Genomic DNA, 22,675 nt, shown 5'->3' on the forward strand with positions numbered 1-22,675 from the left:
GACAACGGGTCAGGCTGGAGACAGAGCAGCTCACCCGGTTCACTCAGGTGCCGTGGTCAACCTGGTCGTCAAGAAGCGCCGGACGGGGGCATTAGAGGTGAAGGATGGCCTATCGCGTTCTGGCGAGAACTTATCGCAGTACCGGGTTTGACGACATCGTCGGTCAGGAGGGCATCGCCACCACCCTGACAAATGCGGTGGCGTCCGGACGGATCCATCACGGCTACCTCTTTACGGGAACGCGCGGCGTCGGCAAAACATCGACCGCCCGTGTGCTTGCCAAAGCCCTGAACTGCCTCGCTTCTGAAGCGCCGACCGTTCATCCCTGTTTGAAGTGCGAGTCGTGTCGGGCGATCGCCGAAGGCGAAGACGTGGACGTGGTCGAGATTGACGCGGCCAGCAACACCGGCGTGGATAATATCCGGGATCTTCGGAACAATGCGGCATTCCGGCCCGCCCGTTCGCGCTTCAAAATCTACATCATCGACGAAGTCCACATGCTCAGTACAGGAGCGTTTAATGCGCTGCTGAAAACGCTGGAGGAGCCTCCCGAGCACGTCAAGTTCATTCTGGCCACAACGGAACCCGAGAAGGTTCCGCTGACCATACAGAGCCGCTGCCAGCGGTTCGACTTTCGGGCGATCGATGCCGATCGAATCGCCGCGCATCTGGGCGACATTCTGACCAAGGAGGGAATTGAAGCGGATGATGCAGTGATTCGACGTGTGGCGCGACTGGCCAACGGCTCGATGCGCGATGCGCTTTCGCTGCTCGATAAGCTCCTCTCGTACGGGGCGGGGCGGATCACGTCGGAAATTGCCGAGGAAGTGATGCCGCCGCCGCACGACGAGTTGGCCGCGGCGGTGATCGATGCCGTGGCGGCGCGCGACGCAGGCGCAGCGCTGGCGTCGCTGGATCGCGCCCTGCAATCGGGCCGGACGGTGGATCGCTTCTGCGATCATCTTGTGGAGCACCTGCGCACGCTGATGCTGCTCAACGTGTGCGGACCGGAGACAGAGCTTGTCGACGTGTCGGGACCGATGCGCCCGGCGCTGGTCGAGCAGAGTCGCGGGTTCGACGCGCCGACGTACGTGTACATGATTGCCCTCCTGGAAGAGCTTCGCCGCGCGGTCCGTTACAGCGGGGCGGCGCGGGCGTTGGCGGACGCGACGGTCGTCCGGCTGGCCATGAGTCATCAGTTCAGCAGTCTGAGTGAACTGCTCGAATCGCTCGACGGGGAGACGAACGCGTCGACAGGGTCGAAGGCGACCGCGTCGGGGCCGGCGGCGGCTTCCTCTTCCGGTCCGTCAACCGCGGCAAAAAAAAAAGAACCTGACCGTCTAGCACCCCGAGCGTCGCTGCTTAACGAGGCGTCGGCCCAACGAGGCGCCGTGCCAGGCGCCGCGGATCCTTCGCCGGAATTATTGTCTCAGGAGTCGCAAGCCCGGCGGCATCGAAGCGTGTCCCCTGAACTTTGGGAGCGCGCCGCCCGCGATCCGTTCGTGCAGCGCGTTCGTGAGGCGGTTCAGGGAACGCTCATGGACATTCGGCCCGTGCCGCGGGTGGGAGACGGTGTGGTTGCACGTGCCGAAGAGGTCGAAGAGACTGCGCTGGAGGAAGGTAATACGGAATCGGCCTGACGGTCGGTCAACAACGAAGGAGTCGCCATGTTCGGCGGAATCGGGAACCTGACCAATATCTTACGATCGGCGAAGGAGATCCAGGCGGGAATGGCCCGTCTGCAGGAAGAACTGGGAACGCGCCGGTACGAGGGCATCGCGGGCGGAGGGATGGTCCGGGCCGTGGTCGATGGGCGTTGTTCACTCGTCGACGTCAAAATCGATCCGGAGGCGACCAAGGATGTGGAGTTGCTGGAGGACCTGGTCAAGTCGGCGGTGGGTCTGGCGGTGATCAAAGCTCAGGATGCCCTGAAGGAAGAGATGGCCCAGATGTCCGGCGGGCTGAACATCCCCGGACTGAGCGGTCTGCTGGGCGGCAGCCAGCCTTAAGCCGATATCGCATGAACGCAGATTCGATCGAATCTCTCGCCCGCCTCAAGAACCAGCTCCAACAGCTTCCGGGCATCGGGCCGCGCAGTGCGGAGCGGCTGGCCTTCCACGTTCTCCGCGAGCCCCGCGACTTCGCGGCCTCGCTTGCCCAGGCCCTGCTCGACGTGAAGGACCGCATCATTCATTGCCGGGTCTGCTTCAACCTCACTGAATCGGATCCCTGCCGCATCTGTTCCGATCCGACCCGCGATCATGGCGAGATATGGGTCGTGGAGCAGCCCAAGGACGTCATCGTGCTGGAATCTTCGGGCGCCATACGGGGCGTCTACCATGTGCTGATGGGACACATCTCTCCGTTGGAGGGAATCGATCCGGATCATCTGACGATTGGCTCGCTCGTCGACCGTGTGAAGAACGGCGGCGTGCGCGAGGTGGTCCTGGCGATGAATCCCACCATCGAGGGTGATGGCACGGCCTTGCACATCCAGAGTCTGCTGGCGGACAGCGACGTGCGGATCACGCGTCCGGCCCGGGGGTTGGCGGTGGGCTCGCAGCTTGAATACGCCACGCCCGGAATGATCGAATCCGCCATTCGCGGACGGTCGAGCATGTAGTGGCCCGAAGATTCGAACGAATAACGGTGCCCATGAGGCGAAATCACGTATCGCGCGATGTATTCTGCCGTCATCCTGTGATATAATCCGGCGGGATCGGGCGCCCACCTTGTTTGCCGGAGCGTCGCGGATCCGGGGAACATGGCGGCCAGAGGTCCCAGCGTACCGTGATTCGCTGGGTCTTATTACCGGTCGCTACCGATGTCATGTCGCAGTTTTTGTCACAATCGCTCACGCAGCAGATGCGGCTCGAGCAGAAGCTCACGCCGCAGCTCATCCAATCCATGACCATTCTCCAGAAGCCGGTCGCGGATCTGGAGACGTTCGTCAACGAGGCGCTGGAGCGAAACCCGGCGCTGGAGATCGACGAGCCGGAAGCGCCGGAGCGAGGGAACGGCAAACGGCATCATGAGCATCGGCGCCGCGAGGAGCGTCCGCGCGACGAGGGATTCGGCCGCTTCGACCGTTTCGCCTCCGACTACGAATACGACGGCGCCGAACGAGCGCCACTGATCGGTCGCCGCGCCGGCGGTGATGATCGCGACGCCAAGATGGGCGCGCTGGCCAATACCGCGGGACGGGAGATCAGCCTCCAGGAATGCCTTCACAATCAATGGTCGCTCCTGGATCTGCCGGATTCGATTCGGCGCGCGGGAAGCGCAATCATCGATCATCTCGATCCGGACGGCTACCTGCGCCAGCCGCTGGAGCGCGTGGCATCCGCGGCGCGGCCGCCGGTTTCCGTTGACGATTTATCCGCCGCCCTTCCCGAAGTGCAGCATCTTGATCCCGTCGGCGTCGGCGCGCGAGAGGTCACGGAGTGTCTCCTTCTGCAGTTGGATGCGCTGCCCGGCGACAATCGCGTGGAGCGGACGCTCATCGAAAAGCACCTTGAGGACCTCTCGCACAATCGTCTGCCAGCCATTGCCCGAGCCACCGGATTCAGTTTCGGCGAGATCCAGGCGGCGGTCCAGGCCATGCGCCGCTCGCTGCATCTTCATCCGGGGTATCTCGTGGGCGATCGTTCCGTCCCACCGATTCGCCCGGACGTCATTGTGGAGTATGCCCACACGGGCGCGGGACTTACCGTCCGTCTGACCCGCGGAAACCTGCCGGAACTACGCATCTCCGACGACGTTCTCAGAATGGCCAAGACCAAGAAGAACGGAAAGGAAACGCGGGAGTTCGCGCGGCGGCAGGTGGAGGCGGCTTCGGCCATCATCGATGCGGTGAACTTCCGGAACTCGAGATTGCTCGAAGTGAGCAAGGCGATCGTCGAGAAGCAGCGGGACTTCTTCGACGTGGGTCCGACGGGCCTGAAGGTCTTTCGCATGAGCGACCTGGCCACGGAACTGGGTTGCGACCCCTCCACGGTCAGCCGGACCGTGGCGGACAAGTACATGCAGACACCACGCGGCATTTTTCCGCTGCGTTATTTCTTCACCGGCGGCACGGAATCCGAGGACGGGGAGAGCATGGGCTGGGACCGCGTTAAGAACCGCGTGTCCGAGATCATCGAGGCCGAGGATCGCAAGAATCCGCTGTCGGACGATCAGATCGCCGCGCAGCTCAAGCGTGAGGGCATTGAACTCTCCCGCCGCACGGTGGCCAAGTATCGCCAGCAACTGGACATCCCCGCGGCGCGGCAGAGGAAAGAGTTCTGAGCACTTCCGGTCCGGTGTTTCCGCCCGGACCGAATTCCACCGACGATCATGCTTCGCATCGGCCGATTCGAGTTCGACGTTCCTTTCGTCCAGGCGGCGCTGTCCGGTTACAGCGATCTGCCCATGCGACGGCTCGCCCGACGCTACGGCGCACCCTACGCCCTCAACGAGGTGGTGCTCGACAAACTGGTCAATCAGCCGGGCAAGAAGCGACGGAATATCCTGGCCGTGACCCCCGATGACCACCCCGTCGGCGGACAGCTCATGGGTGCGAATCCCGACGACTTCGCGCCCGCCGCGGCGGCGATGGCGGCCGCAGGCTACGACATCATCGACATCAACTTCGGCTGCCCCGTCAAGAAAGTTCTGGGACGATGCCGCGGGGGATTCCTCCTCTCCCAGCCCAAGGCCGCACTGGAGATCATCCGGCGGGTGATTGATGCCGTGGGCCAAACGCACCCGGTAACGGTGAAGATGCGGCGGGGTATGGACGACTCGGCCGAGAGCGAGCGCAACTTCTTCGAAATCCTCGACGGAGCTTTCACGCTTGGTGCTGCCGCGGTAACGGTGCATGGCCGGACGGTACAGCAGCGCTATATCGGGCCGAGTCGATGGCCGTTTCTGGCGCGCGTCAAACGGCACGTCGGCGATCGCGTGATCCTGGGCAGCGGTGACCTGTTCGATGCGGGAGCCTGCGTGCGGATGATCCGCGAGACGGGCGTGAACGGGGTAACCATCGCCCGCGGCTGCATTGGCAACCCGTGGATCTTCCGCGAGTGCCGGGCGATGTGGCGGGGCGAGTCGCTTCCGCCGCCGCCATCGATTGCCGATCAGCGCGAAGGAATCGAGTATCACTGGGGAGAGGTGGTGGCTCAGAACGGACCGGCCGTGGCGTGGAAGGTCATGCGCAAGTTCGGGATCAAATACGCCGAGCTGCACCCGCTGGCGATCGACGTGCGCAACGCGTTCATTACCGCGTCCTCGGCTGAGGCGTTTCAAAAGGTGCTCGATGAGTGGTACGATCCGGCGCGGGGGCTGCCGCCGGTCACGCGCCGAATAGGAACCGGGGAACTCGTCGCCGCCGGTGCCTGCGCGTGATTGCTCCCGGCGAGCCGGGTGAGCTTCTGTACGGATAACTGCCTGTTTAGAGTGTCATACCCATGACATCGACTACGACCTTGACCTGCCGGGATGCGATGCGCGAGTTGGAGAGCATGGGCACGGCCCAGAATCGCAAGGTCTATGCCCGGCACGGCGTGACCACGCCCATGTTTGGCGTGAGCTACGCCAACATCGGCAAGTTGCAGAAGAAGATCAAGCGGGACCACGCCCTGGCGCTGGAACTCTGGGCCACGGGCAACCACGATGCCCGCATCCTCGCCACCAAGATCGCCGATCCCGACGCGATGAAGCGCAAGGAACTGGAATCCTGGGCGAAGGACCTCGACAGCTACGTGATCGTCGATGCGTTTTCCCAGCTCGCCGCCGCGTCGCCGTTCGCGCGTACGCTGTCGGACAAGTGGTGTGCATCCAAGGGTGAATGGACGGGCGCGGCCGGTTGGAACGTCGTGGGCCAACTGGCGATGATGGACGCCGAACTTCCCGACGACTTCTTCCTGCGCTGTCTCGGCGTTATCGAGAAGGAAATCCACGGCCGGAAGAACCGGGTGCGGCATTCCATGAACGGGGCGATGATTGCGATCGGAAGCCGCAACGAGCGGCTGAAGGAAGCGGCGCTGGCGACTGCGACCAAAGTCGGGCGCGTGGCGGTCGATCACGGCGAGACGGGCTGCAAAACGCCGCACGCTCCGGACTACATCGCCAAGATGTGGGCGCGGAAGAAATCGGCGGAGTGACGCGGGCGTCCCATCCTGCGGACGCCATTTCATGATCAGGGTGCTTCCGCTCGGCGTTCGCAGGACAAATCGACCGGCAGGTCAGAAAAACGGAGGAGGAGGGATTCGAACCCCCGAGACGGTTACCCGCCTAACGGTTTTCAAGACCGTCCCCTTCGGCCACTCGGGCACTCCTCCAAGTCGTTTATCCGGAGATTCTCTGCGGAGTCGGAACGCCGCTCGATGCTCTTGATCCGCTGGCACGCATCCGCGCGAATCGATCGTCACGCCGCCGCGACGCCCGCTCTCCCGCGTCGAGTGACGCTAGGCCGCTCGGACCTGAACGTCAAGAATGTTCGTACCGTCTCAGTCGGACAACCTCTTCTGCATCCAGCCCGATTCACCCCAGGGCACTGCCCACCGCCAAATCAACGCCGCGTAGTAGAGGCCAGCGCTTCCCGCACCTGCTCCAAAACTTGGCCTTCGCTGAGGCGGCTCTGGATTCGCCCCGCGACGTACTCCCAGAGAATCTGACCCGACGGATCGACCAGCACCTGCGCGGGCAGGGCGATGTCGCCGCCGTCCGGTCCGCCGCCTTTGTGAACCAGCCCCAGCGCCGCAATGAGCTCGTGTTGCGAATCGGAAAGAAGCGGGAACGGCAGCTTGAGCCGGTCGGCGACCTCGCGTGACTTCTCCGGCGGGTCAACGCTCACGCCGAAAAGCCTCACGCCCATTTCCTTCAGATCATCGTTGATCGCTCCGAGCCCGCGGAGCTCCGACAGGCAGCTCATTCACCAGAAGCCGCGATAGAACGTCAGCAGCACCGGCCCGTCGCGGAGCAGCTCGCGCAGCGACGTTGCTTCCCCGTGCTGGTCTTGGAGGACGACGTCCCAGGCGCCCTCCACGTTTCCGGCTTGTGTCGGCTCCGGCAGTCGCGTGAAGACGAAGAAGCCCACCACGGCGAACGCGCACCACGCGAGCGTCAGTCCCGAGGTGATCCGCGTCCGCAGGCGGCGGTCCCGCCAACCGGCCGCGATCGCCGCGACCAGTCCCGCGCCCATCGCCAGCCACATCCCCAGCGCCGTCCAGCGAAGGAAGCTGTCGTTGATGGTCATCGCCCAGAACATCGGGCTCAGCAGGGCAAGGAGCAGCCCGCACAGTGCCAGCGCGAACCGCCGGGGAGCAGGCCTCGAATTATCCGCACGTTCGCTCATGGCCGCTCGACCCGGTTCACGGACTTGAAACGAAAACACCGGCAGCCGCGCCTCCCCGCCGAGACGTAACCGCCGGTCCCTGTTCGACTTGCGAATCTGGGCTGCTAGGACTCGAACCTAGAACCTTCTGATCCAGAGTCAGACGTGCTACCGATTGCACCACAGCCCAATCGTCCGACGGCGCGATTCAATCACACCCCCCCCCGGATGTCAAGATTGGAGTGGGAGGGGGCAATGTCCTAATCTGGCGGGATTTCGTCGATGCGGTCGATGTCAAGGCGGATCACAAACTTCTCGCCCGTTCTAGTGTCAACACAGCCGCCGTCGAATAGTACTCTGTCGTAGCTGCCCCGGGCGTAGCAGAATGGCGGATTGGCCCTGCGGACGGTTCTAGGATAACCGTCCTCGGGGCGGCACAGAAGAAAAAGTTGTCCATCGCCTTGCGTCATTACTGTTGTTCCTCTTGGCCTGAATCGCTAACTCGACGGCCGATCTTGCGAATGGCGATCTTGAGCCAGTCCTGGAAGTCTTGAAATGTGTCAGGAGTCAACGAGCTTGGAAACTGAAGGACAATTTCGCCGCCTTCGGGAACGTTAAAGACTTCCTCTTGTTTCTCACTCATGGTGCCGCCTCGCGATATCCGCTGACGAAGTTTTCGGGCGTTTTGGCCACTCGATCCTTCGTGGCCCTCGTCCCCATTTTCCTCCTGCTCCGCGGAGAATTCTTCGTCTTCTTGGTCCTCAATTTTATCACTTGGCGACAGCTTTGTAAACCCAATCGTCTCTCGGAAATTCTTGATAAGATCAGTTGCGGCATCATCTGTGAACGTGCCGCCATCACGCTCCCAAACCAAGTAGTTCTTGATTACCTCGTCCGACGGCAACCCCGTCGAGGCATATTTGTTCCAAAGCTCTCGATGCAGCTTTGGGCGTAGGGCTGCGTTTTTAAGAAGCCCCTCTTTCCGTGGGCCCTCGCGCACTATATGGTCGCCATCGGACGAAACCGCCACCTTTCGGCTTTTCCCCTTGCCGTCTACTTCAAGCAATCCAAAGGCCTTCAACGCCGCTTCGGCCTGCATGGCCGCGCTACTGTGGGCGCTGTACCCCATTCGACTATGAGCCGTCGCAATTGGGACATGGTGCGTCTTGTCTTCCTTATGAAGGGCGGCCGTTAGTTCAACGGCACGCTTCAACGTAACGCTCGGATAATTGGGGCTTCGATGTCGCGGTTTCTTGTCCTTCTTGCCCTTGCTGCCCTCTAAATTGACCGACATGGGCCACCTCGCTTTCTTCTAATAGACTATCACATCAGTCGGCGATAGGCAACAGAAGAGCCAGGAGATTTTCATTGACGCCATGCAGATTGGTTGATATATTCATTGCGTGGGTCGCGGATCGGCCCGCGCTAGGAGGTGTATTTTGCTGAGGAGAGCAACAGTCCCCGCCGAAGGCCGGGTCGTCGGTCGGCGGGGACCAGGATGCAAGGAGTAAGTCCCACGGACGGGCTGGCAGGCTGAATCCGTGGGGCAAGGCGGCCCCCGTTTTTGAGAAGATGCACCGAGAGCGGCGGCAACCGCCGACGGCGCTGGAAACCGTGCGATTGAGCCGCACAGCCCCCGCAAAACACATTTTACGGCTCATCGCGCCTCAAAGCAAGGAGCGAGAAGGCGTGGCAAACCAACTCAAGGTCGGCCGAAAATAACTGGCACGCTGCCCGGAAGGGAGGAATAACTCGTCCCGTTCGCTACGGAGCACGGCAAATACTTGGTAGGCGCACATTGCCCGCCGTGCCTCCCGCTTGCGGATCGTCAGGGAGCACAGCCCGCCCCGCGTATCCCACCATTTCCCCGTTCTTCATTCCCTCATCACCCCCGGCTCAGTGAACAGGTGCAGGTAGCTCTCATAGCGCTCAATGCGAATGTCCCCGCGTTCCACGGCCTCTTTGATCGCGCAGCGCTCTTCGTGCGTGTGGGTGCAGTCGGGGAAGTGGCACGCGGGCACCAGCGGGGCGAACTCCACGAAATACGCCTCGTATTCGTTGCGCGGTACGATGGACAAATCCAGCGAGCGGATGCCCGGCGTGTCCACGACGTACCCGCCGAAGGAGAGGCGGATGAGCTCGGCCGTGGTCGTGGTGTGCCGCCCCTTCTCCGTGGACTCCATCACCGCGCCGATCTTCAGCGCAAGCTCCGGATCGACGGCGTTGAGCAGCGAGCTCTTGCCCACGCCGCTCTGTCCGGCGATGACCGACTCCTTGTCGGTGAGCAGCGCGCGAAGCTCGTCGATGCCCGCTCCGGTGACGGCGCTGGTGGCGATCGTGCGATAGCCGAGTTCGGCGTACATCGCCAGCACGGCCGCGCCGTACTCGTCCTCGTCCAGGTCCATCTTGTTCATGCACACGACGGGGGTGATGTCGCCGGCGTGGGCGGCGACGATGTAGCGGTCGACGAAATGCGGCTTGGGCGCGGGCTGGGCGGCCGAGCTGACGATGACGGCCTGATCCACGTTGGCGGCGATGGTCTGCACGCGGCGACCGGCCAGTCGGCGAAGCTCGCCCTTCCGCGACTCGACCGCTTCGATGACGCCCTCCTGAACGGCGACATCGCCGGACTCCCCGACGGAGAAAAAGACGCGGTCGCCGACGGCGACGGGGTGGCGCTCGTCAATGAGCCGAGTTCGAAGTACGCGGCGGACTGTGCAGGAGACGATTCGCTCGCCTTCGTCCACTGCTGCGAACAGCCCGCGCATGGACAGGACCACGCCGCGACGCCATGTTTCGCGCGGGGCGGCTTCGTCGTCGCGGACGATGATGGTCCGCTGGCGGGAGAGATCGCCCTTGGCAACGACGTTCTCCCGAGCCTGGGAGTCAACCTCGTGCCCTTCGGCCTCGCGGGCGCGCTGCGTCCAGTCTTTTTCGCGCGCCGGTTTGAGGCGATTCCGCCGGAACGGCACGCGCACTTTCTTGCCCTCGCCTTTGTTTTTCTTCTTGTCGGGCATTCGAGCATATTTTCGACCCCACAACGCGCAAAAGAAAGGGCGACGCCGAAGCGCCGCCCAAGTGTGTCATCAGTCAGTCTATTCTGAGCCGGTGGCTACTCCACAACCCGCCGGCCGACAAAATTGAACTCGTCTTCCTGGTTCCCTTCCGGGATGCTGATGAGCGTGACTTCAGTCTTGTAGCTGAACGTACCGCGAATCGTGTCAGGATCGTCGACGTCGAACTCGCCGACGGCGGACGCCGTGCCGCTGGCCGCTTCCAGTCCCGCTGCAAATCCCGTCAGGCGGCCTTCGAAGGCGAATCCGGTCGCGTCGGACGACTCCGCCCCGTAGGTCGCCGCGGCATAACTCACGCCCGGGATTGCCGTCGGATAGCGGGCGCCGTCGAACAGGATCGTGTCGCCGAAGATATTCGCCGCGATCGTGTTGTCCTCGAAGGCTTCGAGCTGACCTTCGGAGCCGAATCGGATGGTCACGAAGGCCGCGCCCTGACCGTTGGGAGCCGCTTGGTAGAACGTCCAGCGGGTGTCCGCCAGCGAAATTACGCCGCTGCCCAGAGTCACCGGGGCTTCGCTTCCGTCCGGAAGCGTTACAGTCAGTTGCGAGGGCAGGCCGTTGTTGGACGGACCACATCCCGAAAGAGATGCCAGCCCAACGCAGACCACCGCGGGAAAGAGGACAACCGCCACGCCTCGGGTCCACTTGTTCATTTTGTGTTCCTCCCAAACTTCCATTCGAATGTTGAAATACTCAACCTCTCCATCGGAAAGCGCCCAAATTGCCTTGGGCGAAATCTCAGTACTGGAAGAGCGGGTTTGCCCGGGGGATGGCGCGATTCCGGACTGCGGGGTGCGCGTTGCCAAAGCCGATAAGAGAGGAAGGCCTATCGGACCGTTGGCGTGTTCGATAATGGCAATGCAGACGGCCGTCCGGCAATGTTGCTGTTCGATTCGGAGCGCGCAATTGTCGTCCGATTCGGTTGACAGTCGCGCGCTTTGCCCCAACAATGCCCGGCTCGGCGGACTGGGAGAGGGGCGCGTTTGCGGTCAGCGTCCGGACCCGTGAGGCCGGCGAACTGAATGGAAATACCTTGCTTTGATCCGGAGCTTGTCGCTTCGGGTCCGAAAACCGGAACGACACACCTTTGGCAGCGGTCTAGCCTGCCGTGCCGCACATGCCGGTTGCTGAATCAAACACGCGATTTCGTACAAGCATGGACCTTACTCGAAAACTGATTAACGCTTCCATCGCCGTGGTGTTGCTGGTCGTGGGTGTCGGAGGGATGTACTGGCTGGTACGCACCAAGCCGCAGCCTCCCATCCGCACGGGATTCACGCGATCCGAAGCCGTGGCGGTTACGCCGGTTGTTCCCCAGGTGGAGGCCGCGCCGGTCGTGGGATACGGCACCGTTCGGCCCAAGAATCAGGTGAGCATTGTGCCTCAAGTCAGCGGGCAGCTTGTGCACACGCACAAGGAGTTGGCTCAGGGGAACATCATTCCGGCCGGAGAGATCCTTTTCGAAATCGACGACACCATCTATCAGGCCCGGGTCAAGCAGGCCGAGGCAGAGGTCGCCGGGCTCGAGGCCGCGCTCGCCCGCCACCGGCAGGAGATCCGCGATCTGGACGACCGGATCGCGACCGCCCATGAACTTCTGGCCATCGAAGAGCGAACCTACCAGACCGACAAGAACCTGTTCGAGGATGGTGCCGGCACCCAGGCGCAGGTTGACCTCGTCTACCAGAAGTACCTGATGCAGAAGGACGCGGTGGCCGATCTGGAGAACCGCCGGGCGTTGGGCCCGTACGTGGAGTCGGAGCTTCAAGCCAAGCTGGAAGCGGCCCAGGCGAATCTGACGCAGGCTCAGTACCAACTGGACAACACGAAAATAAAGTGTCCTTTCCGGGCGCGCGTGGAGGGTTCCAACGCCTACAGGTCGCAGGTGGTTACGGCGCATCTGTCCATCGCCACGCTGACGGATATGGAAGCCTTCGAGTTGTCCGTGGGCATCGACCCCCGGGATCTGCGCTGGCTGGCGCCGCAGATCCGCCCCGCGGCGCTTTCGCAGAACGATGGGGATGTACTTCCCGGCCCGGAGGTGCGCGTGAGTTCGTCGCTGCCCGGCCGGCCGTTTGGCTGGGTCGGTCACGTCAGCCGATTCGAGCGTGTCGACGAAACCACGCGAACGGCGCGCCTCGTGGTGGAGATCAGGGATTTCGAGGTGACCTTTACGCCGCCTGGAACCGACCCGTCGGCGGCGCCGGAACTGTCGATCGGGATGCACTGCCGGGCCGACCTGCCCGTCGAACCGCTGGAAGATGCCCTCGTGGTTCCTCGCCACGCGCTGTACGAGAACGGTTGGGTCTATGTTTTTGAGCCCGATCCGTCCGATCCGACGGGGCGTCGAGGGCATCTGGGTCGGCGCGAAGTGCCCGTGCTGCGTTCGGTGGGCTCGGCCGTGCTCGTGGATTACCGCGGGCGCGAATCGGACGAGCCTTGCGAACTGAAGCCGGGTGATCAACTCATTGTCTCACCGATCACGCGAGCGGTCGTCGGCATGGACATCGTCGCGCGAGATGCGCAGAAAGCTTCTTCGGTTGACCTGACGGTGCGGACGCCGCCTTCGTTCGAATGGACCGCCCGGCTGGCGTCCGATTCACCCCGTCCGCTGCCGGTCCTTCCGCTCGTCCAAGCGAACTGATTCCAATTCCGGGCGGCGGTCAAACATGGCCGCGGTTGATGTGCGCTGGGCACGTCGTTACAGGACAGAACCCGCCGCCGTGTCCAACGCTATTTTGATTCGCGTGAAACTTCCGACAGGTCATCCGACTGACAACTGGTTCGGTTGCGCCCGCCGCGCTTGCTGAGGTAAAGGAACTGATCGGCGCGGGCGAGGAGCGTGGCGGAATCATCGTCCACGCGGGCCAGCGTGCCGCCAACGGACAGGGTGGCGCTGACGGTCTTTCCATTGCAGACAATTTGAGAGTGGCCGACGAGTTGGCGAAAGAACTCTCCGCGCTCCTGCACGTCGGACTCTTGCGCTGCGGTGCAGAGGGCGGCGAACTCATCTCCGCCAAAGCGTGCGGCGAAGTCGTGGGAGCGGCAGGCGTGGGATAACGTCCTACCGACGAGGCTCAATACCTCGTCACCTACGGGATGGCCCAGTCCGTCGTTAATTTCTTTGAAGTGATCGATGTCCATGATCAGCAGCGCGAACCCGGGGCCGCCGTCCCGCAATCGCGTCAGCCGCGTGCTGAGTTCTGTTTCAAAGAACCGGCGATTTGCCAGTCCCGTGATGGGGTCGATCAATGCCGCTACTTCCAGGGCCTGTATCCGTTCCAGGTCGGCCGAGCGGGCGGTGGTGTCGGAGAAGGTCTCCAAAGCGCCGATAATCCGCCCTTGAAGGTCGCGAATGGGCACGCCGTGTACATGGACGGGGACGCGGTGCCCTTGACGGTGGTGAAGAAACACGTCGGCCGAACGGGGATTCCCGTCACGCATCACGGCCTCCAGTGGGCAGTGATCGTCGCAGAGGCAGGTTCCCTTATTGTCGATATGACGAAGAATCCCGTCCCGGCAGCAGCGCCCGAGCACGGTCTCGGCGGAAAATCCGGTGATGCGTTCGGCGCCGCGCGACCAGTATCGGATTCGACGATCGCCGTCGACGAAATAGATGCCGCTATTGATCCGGTCCAGCAGATCCCAATGGAATCCCAGCGCGACCTGTCCGAGAAAAGCATCGAGGTTGGCCAGTTGAGAGGCGACGCGGGCAGACTTGGGAAACTCCGGGAAGAGGGCCGCGGTGCCTTCATTCGGATTCCACAACGAGCTGTCATTGGTCACGGTTGAGCCCCCAGGCGATGCGCGGAAAATCCCCGCCCCTGGCGAAATCGGCTCCCCGACGGCCCATTGCGCCCGACACAGAATGCCATTCCTACCATTGAATCGACTAAAGAGACCGGTGGGGTTGAAATCTCCCGAGGCAAAGGGGGGTATCCCCCAAGAAGTGAAACCCTGCCCGATAAGGAAGCGGTCCCGGCTCCGCGCGCTCATGCGGCAACGGTAGCCTCCTGGAGAATCTCTTCGTAGACCGCCCACGTCTGTTCGGCCATGACATCGTCGGTGAAGGAGTTGAGAACCGAAGTGCGCCCTTCCTCGCCCAGTCGCAGCCGGAGCATCGGATCATCCATCAGGCGGGTGAGACCGTCGTGCAGACCGGCGTCATCTTCGGGGTCATAGAGCAATCCGCCACCGGTGGCTTCGATGAGTTCGGGGAATGAGCCATGCTCGGGCTGCACGACCGGGATGCCAGCGGCCATCGCCTCGAGCACATAGAAGCCCTTCGCCTCGGCGTAGGTCGCGGGTACGGAAAACGCGTGCAGGCTCTTGAGAAATTCGATCTTCTGGTGGCGATCGACTTCGCCGACGACGTCCACGTCCGCGCCGAATCCCGCTTTGCGAACTTGGGCCAGAAGACCGTCGAAGTACTTGCGATCGGCCGCCCCGAGGTAACCGGCAATCCGCAAGCGGCAGAGGCGGCCGCTCTGGCGGAGCCGGATGAAAGCCTCGGCAAGCCGGTGCAAGCCCTTCTGCGGGCAGATGCGCGCCAGGTAGCCGATGGTGAACGGTTCCTGGGGGGGATGCGCGGGCACCTCGAATTCGTAGGGACTGATCCCCATGCAGGCGAACGTGACACGCTCGTCCGGCAGATGAAAGTGTCGTGCGGCATAGGCGCCGTAGTATTCCGTGGGGGCGAGGTACGCGTCCACGTCCCTTGCGCAACGCCGAATGCGCTCCAGGGCGCGCATGCGGTACGGCTCGACGAGTGCGTCCAGGAAGATGTCCTCGCCCGCCAAAGAACAGACCACGGGGACGCCGAGCGCTTCTCGAATGGGTGCGGCGATGCCCAAGAACATCAGGTTCGGCAGGTGGACGATTGACGGCGCCAAGGTGCCAAGATCGCGCAGCAGGCGGTCAAGCTCCTTGCGCAAGTGGCCGCGCGGTCCATCCAGCACGGATACCGTGAGCGTTCCGAGTTGCTTCGCGCTGGTGGAAGCCGCCAGGCGCCCGACACGGCGAAGCAGCACGGTCCAGTCCAGGATGCGGTCGATGAACCGCGGCGTGTGGCGGAACAGGCTCCAGCGCTCCTGGAGGTACACGTTGATGCCGCCGAAGTGGACGTCGTGCCGGCTGACGTCCGTCTCATCCGTACGGATGGGCGTGTACAGGGGCAGCAGGACGATGTCGCGCCCCTGGGCCATGAGCCGGGCGGCGAGACGGTTGTCGCGCATGCAGCTGCCGCAGTACATGTCGCCGGCGCCGGCCACAAGGTAGGCGATTTTCATCCGTAGGCTGCCCCGTCGTTCAGAGTTTGAGCCGATGGCTTCGCTGGAATGATCGGATCGGACTTCCCCAACGTGTCGGACCCTACTTATCGTTTTCCATTGCGGCAATCCATGAGCCGCGTCCTCAATGAATCCGGGCCCGCGATGGATCGGGCCCCGTCATGTCCGGCACAAATCATACTCGATGGTGCTGCTTTGTCTTGCAAGTCCGGATCAATCTGTGGAAACAAGCCGCCGGGTCAGCCGTCGGCTGTGCCCGCGATATCGTGCGTTGCCCGTGATTGTTACAGCACCGGGACAAAACTCCGCTTCCTGCTTCGCGCGTACTCTTGTCGAAATCGGTGGCAGATCGTTGGTCAGGCGTTGCCTTCCCGCTCTGAATTGCTAGTCTTAGCCCGAAATTCGGGCCCGGCGCGCAACGGCCCGCGCCGCGCGGCGCTTTGCGGCGCCGCACAACCACATGTTCGGGAAGTCGAGACCCTTTCTGAAAGGAAGTTCCGGTGATCAAGCAACCACGAAGCATTCGGGCGGTACGGGGGGTGTTCGCAGGAGTGGCGTTGGTGGCGGTCCTCGGGGCCGTGGTCCCGGCGGGTGCCGTGCCGATGGTCCTGGAGAGCCAGCAGGATACGGCCAAGGTCAGTTCGTTCACGCTCGATTTCGGACCGGGTTTCCCGCTTTCGAGCGCCGAGATCGCCTATACGACGTTCGATCTGCAAATCGATCCGGCGACCGGTTCGGCCCAGTTGCTGAATTACTATCAGGAGGTTGACCCGCTTCTGCTTCCCGACGGCCAGGGCGGATCGGTGAGCACCGGCAACATGACCATCACGATCCTGAGCTCGGAGTCGGGCACGTACTCGCGGCGGACCGGTGTGTTCACCACGCAGGATGTCTATCAGATCGAATTTGACGGCGACCTCAGTGCATTCGGGATTACGTCCCCGTTTTATCTTCCGGGCAGTTCCTCGGGCACGGTGGGTTTCTCGTCCGTTTCCGCGGGCACGACGGCGATGGCTTGGGACGGCCAGGGCGAACTGCTCAACGGCCTGTTTCCATTTGAATACACCTGCTCGGTGGACAGCACGTTTGATTCAACCAATGCGACGGCGTTCGTTGCCACGGCCGAGCCGGCTTTCGACGCAATTGACGCCGGTATTCCCTTCGAGCCAAACGACGCCGCCGTCGAGTACGGCTGGGACGGTAACCGGGTGACGTTCAACGCGCCGCCCGTCGGTGTTGCCGCATCGGACTTCCTCGCGGAGGTGGATGAACTTCCTGCGGACGTGCAGGTAGTCGATGCGTCGGGCGTGGATGCGAAGACATTTGAACTGGACCTGAACGGTCCCGTTGCTCCGGGCGCGTGGACGGTCTTGACGCACGTTCCGAGCGGCACGACCGCGTGCCTGGGGTTCCTCCCCGGCGATGTGGACGGGACGGGGACCGCCAATGCCTCGGACGTGGCCACGCTGATCGAAGCCCTGAGCGGCGTCGGCGGCGGGGAGCGTCCGCTTTTCGCCACCGACATTGACCGCAGCGGATCGGCCGGGCCGGCGGATATTACGATGTTGATCGACCTTCTCAATGGAGCGGGCGCGTTCGATCCGTGGAACGGTGTTTCGATTGGCGCGTCGCCCTGCCAGGGGTAACCGGGTCGGAGGGCCCCGTCCTTTCCTGCAGGAACTCTTCCGCCCCGGCCGTCCCAGCGGCTGCCGGGGCGGGTTCTTGCGCGGGGATGGCCCCGCGCCATTACTTACGCGCCTGAAACATGGGGCGAGGCGTGTGTTTAGGGTATAAGAAGTCCTATGGCCTATTTCGTTCCCGCCGAGGAGACGCTCGACGGCAATGCGCTGGCGTCGCTCCAGCGCCGGCGGCTGGGTGAACTGCTGGATCGCGTTCGACGGGACAATTTGTTCCATCGCGAGCGCCTCAGGGGTGTCTCGTTTGATCCTGCGAGTGACCCGCTCGATCGGCTGCCGTTGACGACGCGAGCCGAAATCGAGCGTGACCAGCTCGAGCACCCGCCGTACGGCTCGAACTTGAGCCATGAAGTGGTGCAGTTTGTTCGACTGCACCAGACGTCGGGAAGCGGCGGGAGGCCGTTGATCTGGCTGGACGATGCGGAATCGTGGAGTTGGTGGCGGCGGTGCTGGGGCATCATTTACCGCGCGGCCGACGTGCGGGCGGGGGACAGTTTTCTCTTCCCGTTTTCCTTCGGTCCGTTCATCGGATTCTGGGGCGCGTTCGAGTCGGCCGTGGCCTTGGGGCACAGGTCCTTACCTTGCGGGGGGATGACCACGCTTGCCCGGCTGGAGCATATGCTCAAGCACGGCGTCAGCGTGGTGTGCTGTACGCCGACCTACGGGCTGAGGATGGCGGCGGTCGCGGAGGAACACGGGCTGGACCTGGCCGGGTCGGCGGTGCGGGCGCTGATTGTCGCGGGCGAACCGGGCGGCAGCATTCCGACCGTCCGAGCCAAGCTGGAGCGTTCCTGGGGCGCCCGTGTATTTGATCACGTGGGTATGACGGAAGTCGGGCCCTGGGGCTTCGAATGTTCGGAAGCGCCGGGCACCGTGCACGTCATGGAAACGGATTTCATCCCCGAGGTGATCGATCCCTCGAGCGGGCACGTGCTTCCCGAAGGGGAGTCCGGCGAGTTGGTTTTGACGAACCTGGGGCGCCCGGGGAGTCCGCTGATCCGTTACCGTACGGGGGACCAGGCATCGCTTCGCCGGGGTCGCTGCGCATGCGGGCGATCCTTCGCCCGCGTGGACGGTGGCATCCGCGGGCGCATCGATGATATGCTCTGGATTCGCGGCAACAACGTGTTTCCGTCGGCGATCGAATCGATCGTGCGGGAGTTCGAGGAGGTGGCCGAATTCCGCATGCGGGTGACGGAACGATCCGGTATGAATGAGCTGATTCTGGAGGTGGAAACCGGCGGCGGGGAGGGCGATGCGAGCATCCCCGGGCGACTGTGCGAGCGCATTCGGAACCAGTTGCATTTCCAGCCGCGGGTCCAGTTGGTGGATAAGGGAACGCTGCCGCGCTTCGAACTCAAGAGCCGCAGGCTGGTGAGAGAATCCCCGATCGCCTGACGCGCCGGAATACTTCCGATGCGACCGATTTTCCTGGGAAGACGGATGATTTTGAGGATACGAAACATGAAGCGTCATTTGGTTTGTTTTTGGATTGGCTTGGCCGTGGCGACCGCCGGTGGTGTCGCCCAAGGGCAGCCGCAGGAATGGCCGTACTGGCGCGGCCCCGAACAGAATGGGTCGACGCGCGAGACGGCCGTGGTCACTTCCTGGTCGACGGACGGCGAGAACCTCTTATGGAAGGTTCCCTACGGAGGTCGTTCGACGCCGATCGTCATGCATGGTCGTGTCTTCCTGATCGGACCCGTGGGGGAGGGAGAGAATCTCCAGGAGCGAATCTTCTGCCTGGACGCCGCGACCGGCGAGCTGATCTGGGAGCGACGATTCAACGTTTTCCACACCGACATCGTGGAGAATCGCGTGGGTTGGACGTCCCTCGTGGGCGATTATTCGACCGGGTACGTCTACGCTCATCTGACGGGCGGGGAACTCGTGTGCCTGAATGCCGAGGGCGAGGTCAAGTGGAAGCATTCGCTGACGGAGGAATACGGGCGGGTCAGCGGCTACGGCGGCCGCCTGATGAACCCGGTCCTCGATCAGGACCTGGTGATCGTGAGTTTTCTCAGCTCCGGCTGGGGCGACCAGGCCAAGCCGCTGCATCGCTACTTTGCGTTCCACCGTCGCACCGGCGAGCTCCGATGGGTGTCCTCGCATGGCGAACAGCCGTTGGACACCACCTATGCGACGCCGGTTGTGTCGGTGATTCAAGGTTTGCGCACGTTGGTGGCGCCCGGTGCCGACGGTCGCGTGTACGGGCTGAAAGCGAGAACCAGCGAACCACTGTGGTGGTTCAACCTGAGCAAGCGGGGTCTCAACGCCAGTGCCGTCGTCGAAGGGAATTACGTCTATGTTTCCCACAGCGAGGAGAACATCGACAACTCCGTCATGGGTCGGGTGGTGTGCATTAATGGCGTGCTGCGCGGTGACATCACCACGAGCGGAGAGATATGGCGGCAGGACGGTATCGAGGCAGGCTACGCGTCGCCGGCCTACGCCAACGGTCGACTCTACGTTGTGGACAATCAGGCCAATCTTCATTGCCTGGATGGTCAGACCGGAAAGAAGCACTGGGAATTCAGCCTGGGGCGCGTGGGGAAGGGATCGCCCGTCGTCACCGCAGATGGCGTGATTTACGTCGGTGAACAGAACGGCGTGTTCCACATTCTCAAGGACCAGGGCGAAACGTGCGTTTCCCTGGATCGCGAGGAGTTCTCCGGGCCCGGCGGGGCGATCGACGAGATTTTCGGTTCGCCCGCGGTGGCCGGCGGACGCGTGTACTTCATGACCCGCTACAACACTTATTGCCTGGGCAAACCCGACCTGCGTATGCCGGAGGTGCAGATTCCGCCGATGCCGCAGGAACGCGTCGCCCAGCGGCGAACCGTGTCCGACCCGGTCGTGTGGCCGACCGATGTGACGCTCAAGCCCGGGAGCCAGGAGGAATATGCCGCCTGGCAATATTCCGGAGATACGATCCACCTGACGCGGCCGAAGGTCACGTGGGATCTTGAAGGCGTGGAGGGGACGATTTCCAGGGATGGGACCCTCAAGATCAAACCGGACGCGGGCTTTTCCGCAGGATATGTCGTCGCGCGAACGGCGACCAAACTGGAAGCAAAGGCACGCGTTCGGGTTATTCCCGATCCGCCGTTCACCATCGATTTCGAATCCATGAAAGTGGGCTCGGCGCCTCCCGGGTGGATCGCGGCATCGCGACGCGTCGAAGTCGTGGAGCGTGATGGTTCGAAAGTGCTGCGCAAGCTGGCCTCGAAGGAGAGACCCAGCCCGCCGTTCATGCGGCTGCAGACGTATTTCACGCTGCCCATCGAAGGCGGGTATACGGTCATCGCCGATGTCCTGGGGACGGAGAAGGAAAACAAGGTCATGAAGTTCCTTCCTGACATGGGCATTATCAACTCCCGGTACACGATGTCCCTGCTGGGGGGCGATCAGGCCTTACGCATTGAATCCTGGTCGGCGGTTCCGCGCATCCGCAAGGATGTGCCCTTCCGGTGGGAAGCGGAGAAGTGGTATCGCATGAAGTTCCAGGTTGCACTGAAGGGAGACAAGGCGATCCTCCGCGGCAAAGTCTGGCCGCGGGACAGTGCCGAGCCCGAGGCATGGACCATGGAGCTGGAAGACTCGACGCCGAACCGCGAGGGCAGCGTGGGCCTGTCTGCCTATTCGAACGGGACGACGCCCAAGAGCGACGGCACGGAAGTGTACTTCGACAACATTCAAGTTATTCCCAATGGAATGAAAAAATGAAGAAGAACCTGATGACGGTCTTTTCGGCTCTGATCATGGTCGCCGGCGCTGGAGCGCCGGTTGCCGCCGGCGCGACGCCCGACTACGGCACAAAGAAGGGCGACTGGCCGATGTGGGGCGGCACTCCGGACCGCAACATGGTTTCGGGGGAGAAAGGCATCCCGGCCGAATGGGACGTCGAAACCGGCAAGAACATCAAATGGCGTGCCCCGCTTGGCTCGCAGACTTACGGCAACCCGGTGATCGTGGGCAACCGAATTCTTGTCGGCACGAACAACGGCGGTGAGCTACGTCCCAACATCAAGGGCGACAAGGGCGTCGTGCTGTGCCTGGATCGCGATACGGGAAAACTGGTCTGGCAGGCAACGCACGACAAACTCCCTACGGGGCGCGTGAACGACTGGCCCGAACAGGGCATCTGCTCGACCGCGTACGTGGACAATAACCGGGCCTATTACGTCAGCAACCGTGCGGAAGTCGTCTGTGCGGACATGGAAGGATTCCACGACGGGGAGAACGACGGCCCGTTCAAGGACGAGAAATACACCGAAGAGCTCGACGGGGACTTCATCTGGAAGTTCGACATGATCGAAGAGTTGGGTGTGTTTCCGCACAACCTGGCGACCTCCTCGCCCGTCGGCGGCGGTGATCTGCTCTTCGTGATTACTTCCAACGGTGTGGACGAAGGGCACCTCGATCTGCCATCGCCGATGGCGCCGGCGTTTATCGCTCTGAACAAGAACACCGGCGAACTGGTCTGGACGCGGAACGATCCCGGACGGAATACGCTGCACGGGCAATGGTCGTCGCCCGCCTACGGAGAAGTGAACGGCAAGCCGCAGGTGATCTTTGGCGGTGGCGACGGGTGGGTCTACGGCGTGGAACCCAGGAAAGGCGAGCTGATCTGGAAGTTCAACCTCAACCCTCCGGGCAGTGAATGGAAATTGGGTGGTCGGGGTACCAAAAACAACATCATTTCCACGCCCGTCATCTATGATAACAAAGTATTCCTGGCGGTCGGACAGGACCCCGAGCATGGCGAAGGCCCCGGGCATTTCTATGCCATCGACGCCACCAAGACTGGAGACGTCACCGGGAGCGGGAAGATCTGGCACGTGGGAGGAGAGAATTTCAACCGCACGATCTCCACGGCCGCGATCGCCGACGGGCTGGTGTACATTTCCGATCTCAGCGGATTCCTGTATTGCCTGGATCTGGCGACCGGCAAGCAGAACTGGAAGTACGACATGCTCTCGGCCGTGTGGGGCTCGCCCTACGTTGTCGATGACAAGGTCTTCCTGGGTGACGAGGACGGAGAAGTGGTCGTGCTCAAGCACGACAAGAAGATGCAGAAGCTGGCGGTCAACGATATGGGCAATGCCGTGTACACGACGCCGGTTGCATCTCACGGTGTTCTCTATGTGACGAATCGGCGGATGCTCTTCGCAATCGAACAGGGAAAATAGGCTTGGCGGCGCATCTGCGCGACGAGTCGTCCGGCAAAGCGCCGATCGGCGCTGTGAGAAGCATCATGTCAGTCTCAGCGCCATCGACAGACGGGGAGAGCCGTTCACC

At 62.6% G+C, this 22,675-nt stretch carries 19 protein-coding genes and 2 tRNA genes; 11 read left to right on the forward strand and 10 right to left on the reverse strand.

The annotated features are described in order from the left end of the window. The first annotated feature begins 104 nt into the window (after positions 1 to 104). The 6 genes from dnaX to J5J06_19515 all read left to right on the forward strand — a co-directional run bounded on the left by dnaX (position 105) and on the right by J5J06_19515 (position 6,143). The gene (gene dnaX, locus J5J06_19490) at positions 105 to 1,640 is read left to right on the forward strand and encodes a DNA polymerase III subunit gamma/tau (GenBank protein ID MCO6439281.1); all 1,536 of its coding nucleotides are present in this window, start codon (positions 105 to 107) and stop codon (positions 1,638 to 1,640) included. A 27-nt stretch (positions 1,641 to 1,667) separates the two neighbouring features. Then, positions 1,668 to 2,009 (forward strand): YbaB/EbfC family nucleoid-associated protein, encoded by a 342-nt coding sequence (locus J5J06_19495; GenBank protein ID MCO6439282.1) that lies wholly within the window; start codon positions 1,668 to 1,670, stop codon positions 2,007 to 2,009. An 11-nt stretch (positions 2,010 to 2,020) separates the two neighbouring features. Next, complete coding sequence (recR, locus tag J5J06_19500) at positions 2,021 to 2,623, forward strand: recombination protein RecR (GenBank protein ID MCO6439283.1); 603 nt, start codon at positions 2,021 to 2,023, stop codon at positions 2,621 to 2,623. A 206-nt stretch (positions 2,624 to 2,829) separates the two neighbouring features. Beyond that, entirely contained in the window at positions 2,830 to 4,287 is a 1,458-nt protein-coding gene (gene rpoN, locus J5J06_19505) for an RNA polymerase factor sigma-54 (GenBank protein ID MCO6439284.1), read from the forward strand. Between the two features lie 48 nt (positions 4,288 to 4,335). Next, positions 4,336 to 5,385, forward strand: coding sequence for a tRNA-dihydrouridine synthase (locus J5J06_19510; protein ID MCO6439285.1), 1,050 nt, complete (start codon positions 4,336 to 4,338; stop codon positions 5,383 to 5,385). 62 nt (positions 5,386 to 5,447) lie between these two features. Beyond that, positions 5,448 to 6,143 (forward strand): DNA alkylation repair protein, encoded by a 696-nt coding sequence (locus J5J06_19515; protein MCO6439286.1) that lies wholly within the window; start codon positions 5,448 to 5,450, stop codon positions 6,141 to 6,143. 90 nt (positions 6,144 to 6,233) lie between these two features. On the opposite strand, the gene J5J06_19520 is transcribed toward J5J06_19515, so the two are convergent. The 8 genes from J5J06_19520 to J5J06_19555 form a co-directional block, all read right to left on the reverse strand. Next, positions 6,234 to 6,320: transfer RNA gene (locus J5J06_19520), tRNA-Ser, on the reverse strand. 230 nt (positions 6,321 to 6,550) lie between these two features. Continuing rightward, positions 6,551 to 6,913: a redoxin domain-containing protein gene (locus J5J06_19525; protein MCO6439287.1), complete on the reverse strand. Its 363-nt coding sequence runs from the start codon at positions 6,911 to 6,913 to the stop codon at positions 6,551 to 6,553. Continuing rightward, positions 6,914 to 7,336: a hypothetical protein gene (locus J5J06_19530; GenBank protein MCO6439288.1), complete on the reverse strand. Its 423-nt coding sequence runs from the start codon at positions 7,334 to 7,336 to the stop codon at positions 6,914 to 6,916. A gap of 96 nt (positions 7,337 to 7,432) precedes the next feature. Next, positions 7,433 to 7,505: transfer RNA gene (locus J5J06_19535), tRNA-Gln, on the reverse strand. Between the two features lie 70 nt (positions 7,506 to 7,575). Further along, complete coding sequence (locus tag J5J06_19540) at positions 7,576 to 7,785, reverse strand: hypothetical protein (GenBank protein MCO6439289.1); 210 nt, start codon at positions 7,783 to 7,785, stop codon at positions 7,576 to 7,578. Beyond that, the gene (locus J5J06_19545; GenBank protein ID MCO6439290.1) at positions 7,785 to 8,609 is read right to left on the reverse strand and encodes a hypothetical protein; all 825 of its coding nucleotides are present in this window, start codon (positions 8,607 to 8,609) and stop codon (positions 7,785 to 7,787) included. Before J5J06_19545 ends, J5J06_19540 begins: the two co-directional genes overlap by 1 nt. 580 nt (positions 8,610 to 9,189) lie before the next feature. Beyond that, a complete protein-coding gene (gene rsgA, locus J5J06_19550; GenBank protein ID MCO6439291.1) occupies positions 9,190 to 10,332 on the reverse strand; it encodes a ribosome small subunit-dependent GTPase A in 1,143 nt (380 codons plus the stop codon). A gap of 95 nt (positions 10,333 to 10,427) precedes the next feature. Then, on the reverse strand, positions 10,428 to 11,042 hold the full coding sequence (locus J5J06_19555) for a hypothetical protein (GenBank protein ID MCO6439292.1): 615 nt from the start codon (positions 11,040 to 11,042) through the stop codon (positions 10,428 to 10,430). A gap of 503 nt (positions 11,043 to 11,545) precedes the next feature. Between J5J06_19555 and J5J06_19560 the strand changes: the two genes are divergently transcribed. Continuing rightward, on the forward strand, positions 11,546 to 13,033 hold the full coding sequence (locus J5J06_19560; protein ID MCO6439293.1) for a hypothetical protein: 1,488 nt from the start codon (positions 11,546 to 11,548) through the stop codon (positions 13,031 to 13,033). Positions 13,034 to 13,122: 89 nt separating this feature from the next. Here J5J06_19560 and J5J06_19565 read toward each other — a convergent pair whose 3' ends face one another. Together J5J06_19565 and J5J06_19570 are read right to left on the reverse strand one after the other, a co-directional pair. Further along, on the reverse strand, positions 13,123 to 14,385 hold the full coding sequence (locus J5J06_19565) for a diguanylate cyclase (GenBank protein MCO6439294.1): 1,263 nt from the start codon (positions 14,383 to 14,385) through the stop codon (positions 13,123 to 13,125). Continuing rightward, the gene (locus tag J5J06_19570) at positions 14,382 to 15,677 is read right to left on the reverse strand and encodes a glycosyltransferase family 4 protein (protein MCO6439295.1); all 1,296 of its coding nucleotides are present in this window, start codon (positions 15,675 to 15,677) and stop codon (positions 14,382 to 14,384) included. The genes J5J06_19565 and J5J06_19570 overlap by 4 nt, the downstream gene beginning before the upstream one ends. 500 nt (positions 15,678 to 16,177) lie before the next feature. Here J5J06_19570 and J5J06_19575 point away from each other — a divergent pair, with 500 nt between their 5' ends. The 4 genes from J5J06_19575 (at position 16,178) to J5J06_19590 (ending at position 22,566) form a co-directional block, all read left to right on the forward strand. After that, complete coding sequence (locus J5J06_19575) at positions 16,178 to 17,323, forward strand: hypothetical protein (GenBank protein ID MCO6439296.1); 1,146 nt, start codon at positions 16,178 to 16,180, stop codon at positions 17,321 to 17,323. A 156-nt stretch (positions 17,324 to 17,479) separates the two neighbouring features. Continuing rightward, positions 17,480 to 18,772 (forward strand): AMP-binding protein, encoded by a 1,293-nt coding sequence (locus J5J06_19580; GenBank protein ID MCO6439297.1) that lies wholly within the window; start codon positions 17,480 to 17,482, stop codon positions 18,770 to 18,772. A gap of 66 nt (positions 18,773 to 18,838) precedes the next feature. Beyond that, positions 18,839 to 21,100: a PQQ-binding-like beta-propeller repeat protein gene (locus tag J5J06_19585; protein ID MCO6439298.1), complete on the forward strand. Its 2,262-nt coding sequence runs from the start codon at positions 18,839 to 18,841 to the stop codon at positions 21,098 to 21,100. Beyond that, on the forward strand, positions 21,097 to 22,566 hold the full coding sequence (locus J5J06_19590; protein ID MCO6439299.1) for a PQQ-binding-like beta-propeller repeat protein: 1,470 nt from the start codon (positions 21,097 to 21,099) through the stop codon (positions 22,564 to 22,566). Before J5J06_19585 ends, J5J06_19590 begins: the two co-directional genes overlap by 4 nt. Positions 22,567 to 22,675 lie beyond the last annotated feature (109 nt).

It is taken from the genome of Phycisphaerae bacterium, assembly GCA_024102815.1.
Lineage (GTDB): Bacteria > Planctomycetota > Phycisphaerae > UBA1845 > UBA1845 > JAGFJJ01.

Coding starts and splice junctions, on each gene's coding strand:
- J5J06_19560 (MCO6439293.1), top strand. CDS start 11,546: ATGGACCTTACTCGAAAACTGATTAACGCTTCCATCGCCGTGGTGTTG.
- J5J06_19585 (MCO6439298.1), top strand. CDS start 18,839: ATGAAGCGTCATTTGGTTTGTTTTTGGATTGGCTTGGCCGTGGCGACC.
- J5J06_19495 (MCO6439282.1), top strand. CDS start 1,668: ATGTTCGGCGGAATCGGGAACCTGACCAATATCTTACGATCGGCGAAG.
- J5J06_19545 (MCO6439290.1), bottom strand. CDS start 8,609: ATGTCGGTCAATTTAGAGGGCAGCAAGGGCAAGAAGGACAAGAAACCG.
- J5J06_19540 (MCO6439289.1), bottom strand. CDS start 7,785: ATGACGCAAGGCGATGGACAACTTTTTCTTCTGTGCCGCCCCGAGGAC.
- J5J06_19525 (MCO6439287.1), bottom strand. CDS start 6,913: ATGAGCTGCCTGTCGGAGCTCCGCGGGCTCGGAGCGATCAACGATGAT.
- dnaX (MCO6439281.1), top strand. CDS start 105: ATGGCCTATCGCGTTCTGGCGAGAACTTATCGCAGTACCGGGTTTGAC.
- J5J06_19570 (MCO6439295.1), bottom strand. CDS start 15,677: ATGAAAATCGCCTACCTTGTGGCCGGCGCCGGCGACATGTACTGCGGC.
- rpoN (MCO6439284.1), top strand. CDS start 2,830: ATGTCGCAGTTTTTGTCACAATCGCTCACGCAGCAGATGCGGCTCGAG.
- J5J06_19530 (MCO6439288.1), bottom strand. CDS start 7,336: ATGAGCGAACGTGCGGATAATTCGAGGCCTGCTCCCCGGCGGTTCGCG.
- J5J06_19590 (MCO6439299.1), top strand. CDS start 21,097: ATGAAGAAGAACCTGATGACGGTCTTTTCGGCTCTGATCATGGTCGCC.
- rsgA (MCO6439291.1), bottom strand. CDS start 10,332: ATGCCCGACAAGAAGAAAAACAAAGGCGAGGGCAAGAAAGTGCGCGTG.
- J5J06_19565 (MCO6439294.1), bottom strand. CDS start 14,385: ATGAGCGCGCGGAGCCGGGACCGCTTCCTTATCGGGCAGGGTTTCACT.
- recR (MCO6439283.1), top strand. CDS start 2,021: ATGAACGCAGATTCGATCGAATCTCTCGCCCGCCTCAAGAACCAGCTC.
- J5J06_19580 (MCO6439297.1), top strand. CDS start 17,480: ATGGCCTATTTCGTTCCCGCCGAGGAGACGCTCGACGGCAATGCGCTG.
- J5J06_19555 (MCO6439292.1), bottom strand. CDS start 11,042: ATGAACAAGTGGACCCGAGGCGTGGCGGTTGTCCTCTTTCCCGCGGTG.
- J5J06_19510 (MCO6439285.1), top strand. CDS start 4,336: ATGCTTCGCATCGGCCGATTCGAGTTCGACGTTCCTTTCGTCCAGGCG.
- J5J06_19515 (MCO6439286.1), top strand. CDS start 5,448: ATGACATCGACTACGACCTTGACCTGCCGGGATGCGATGCGCGAGTTG.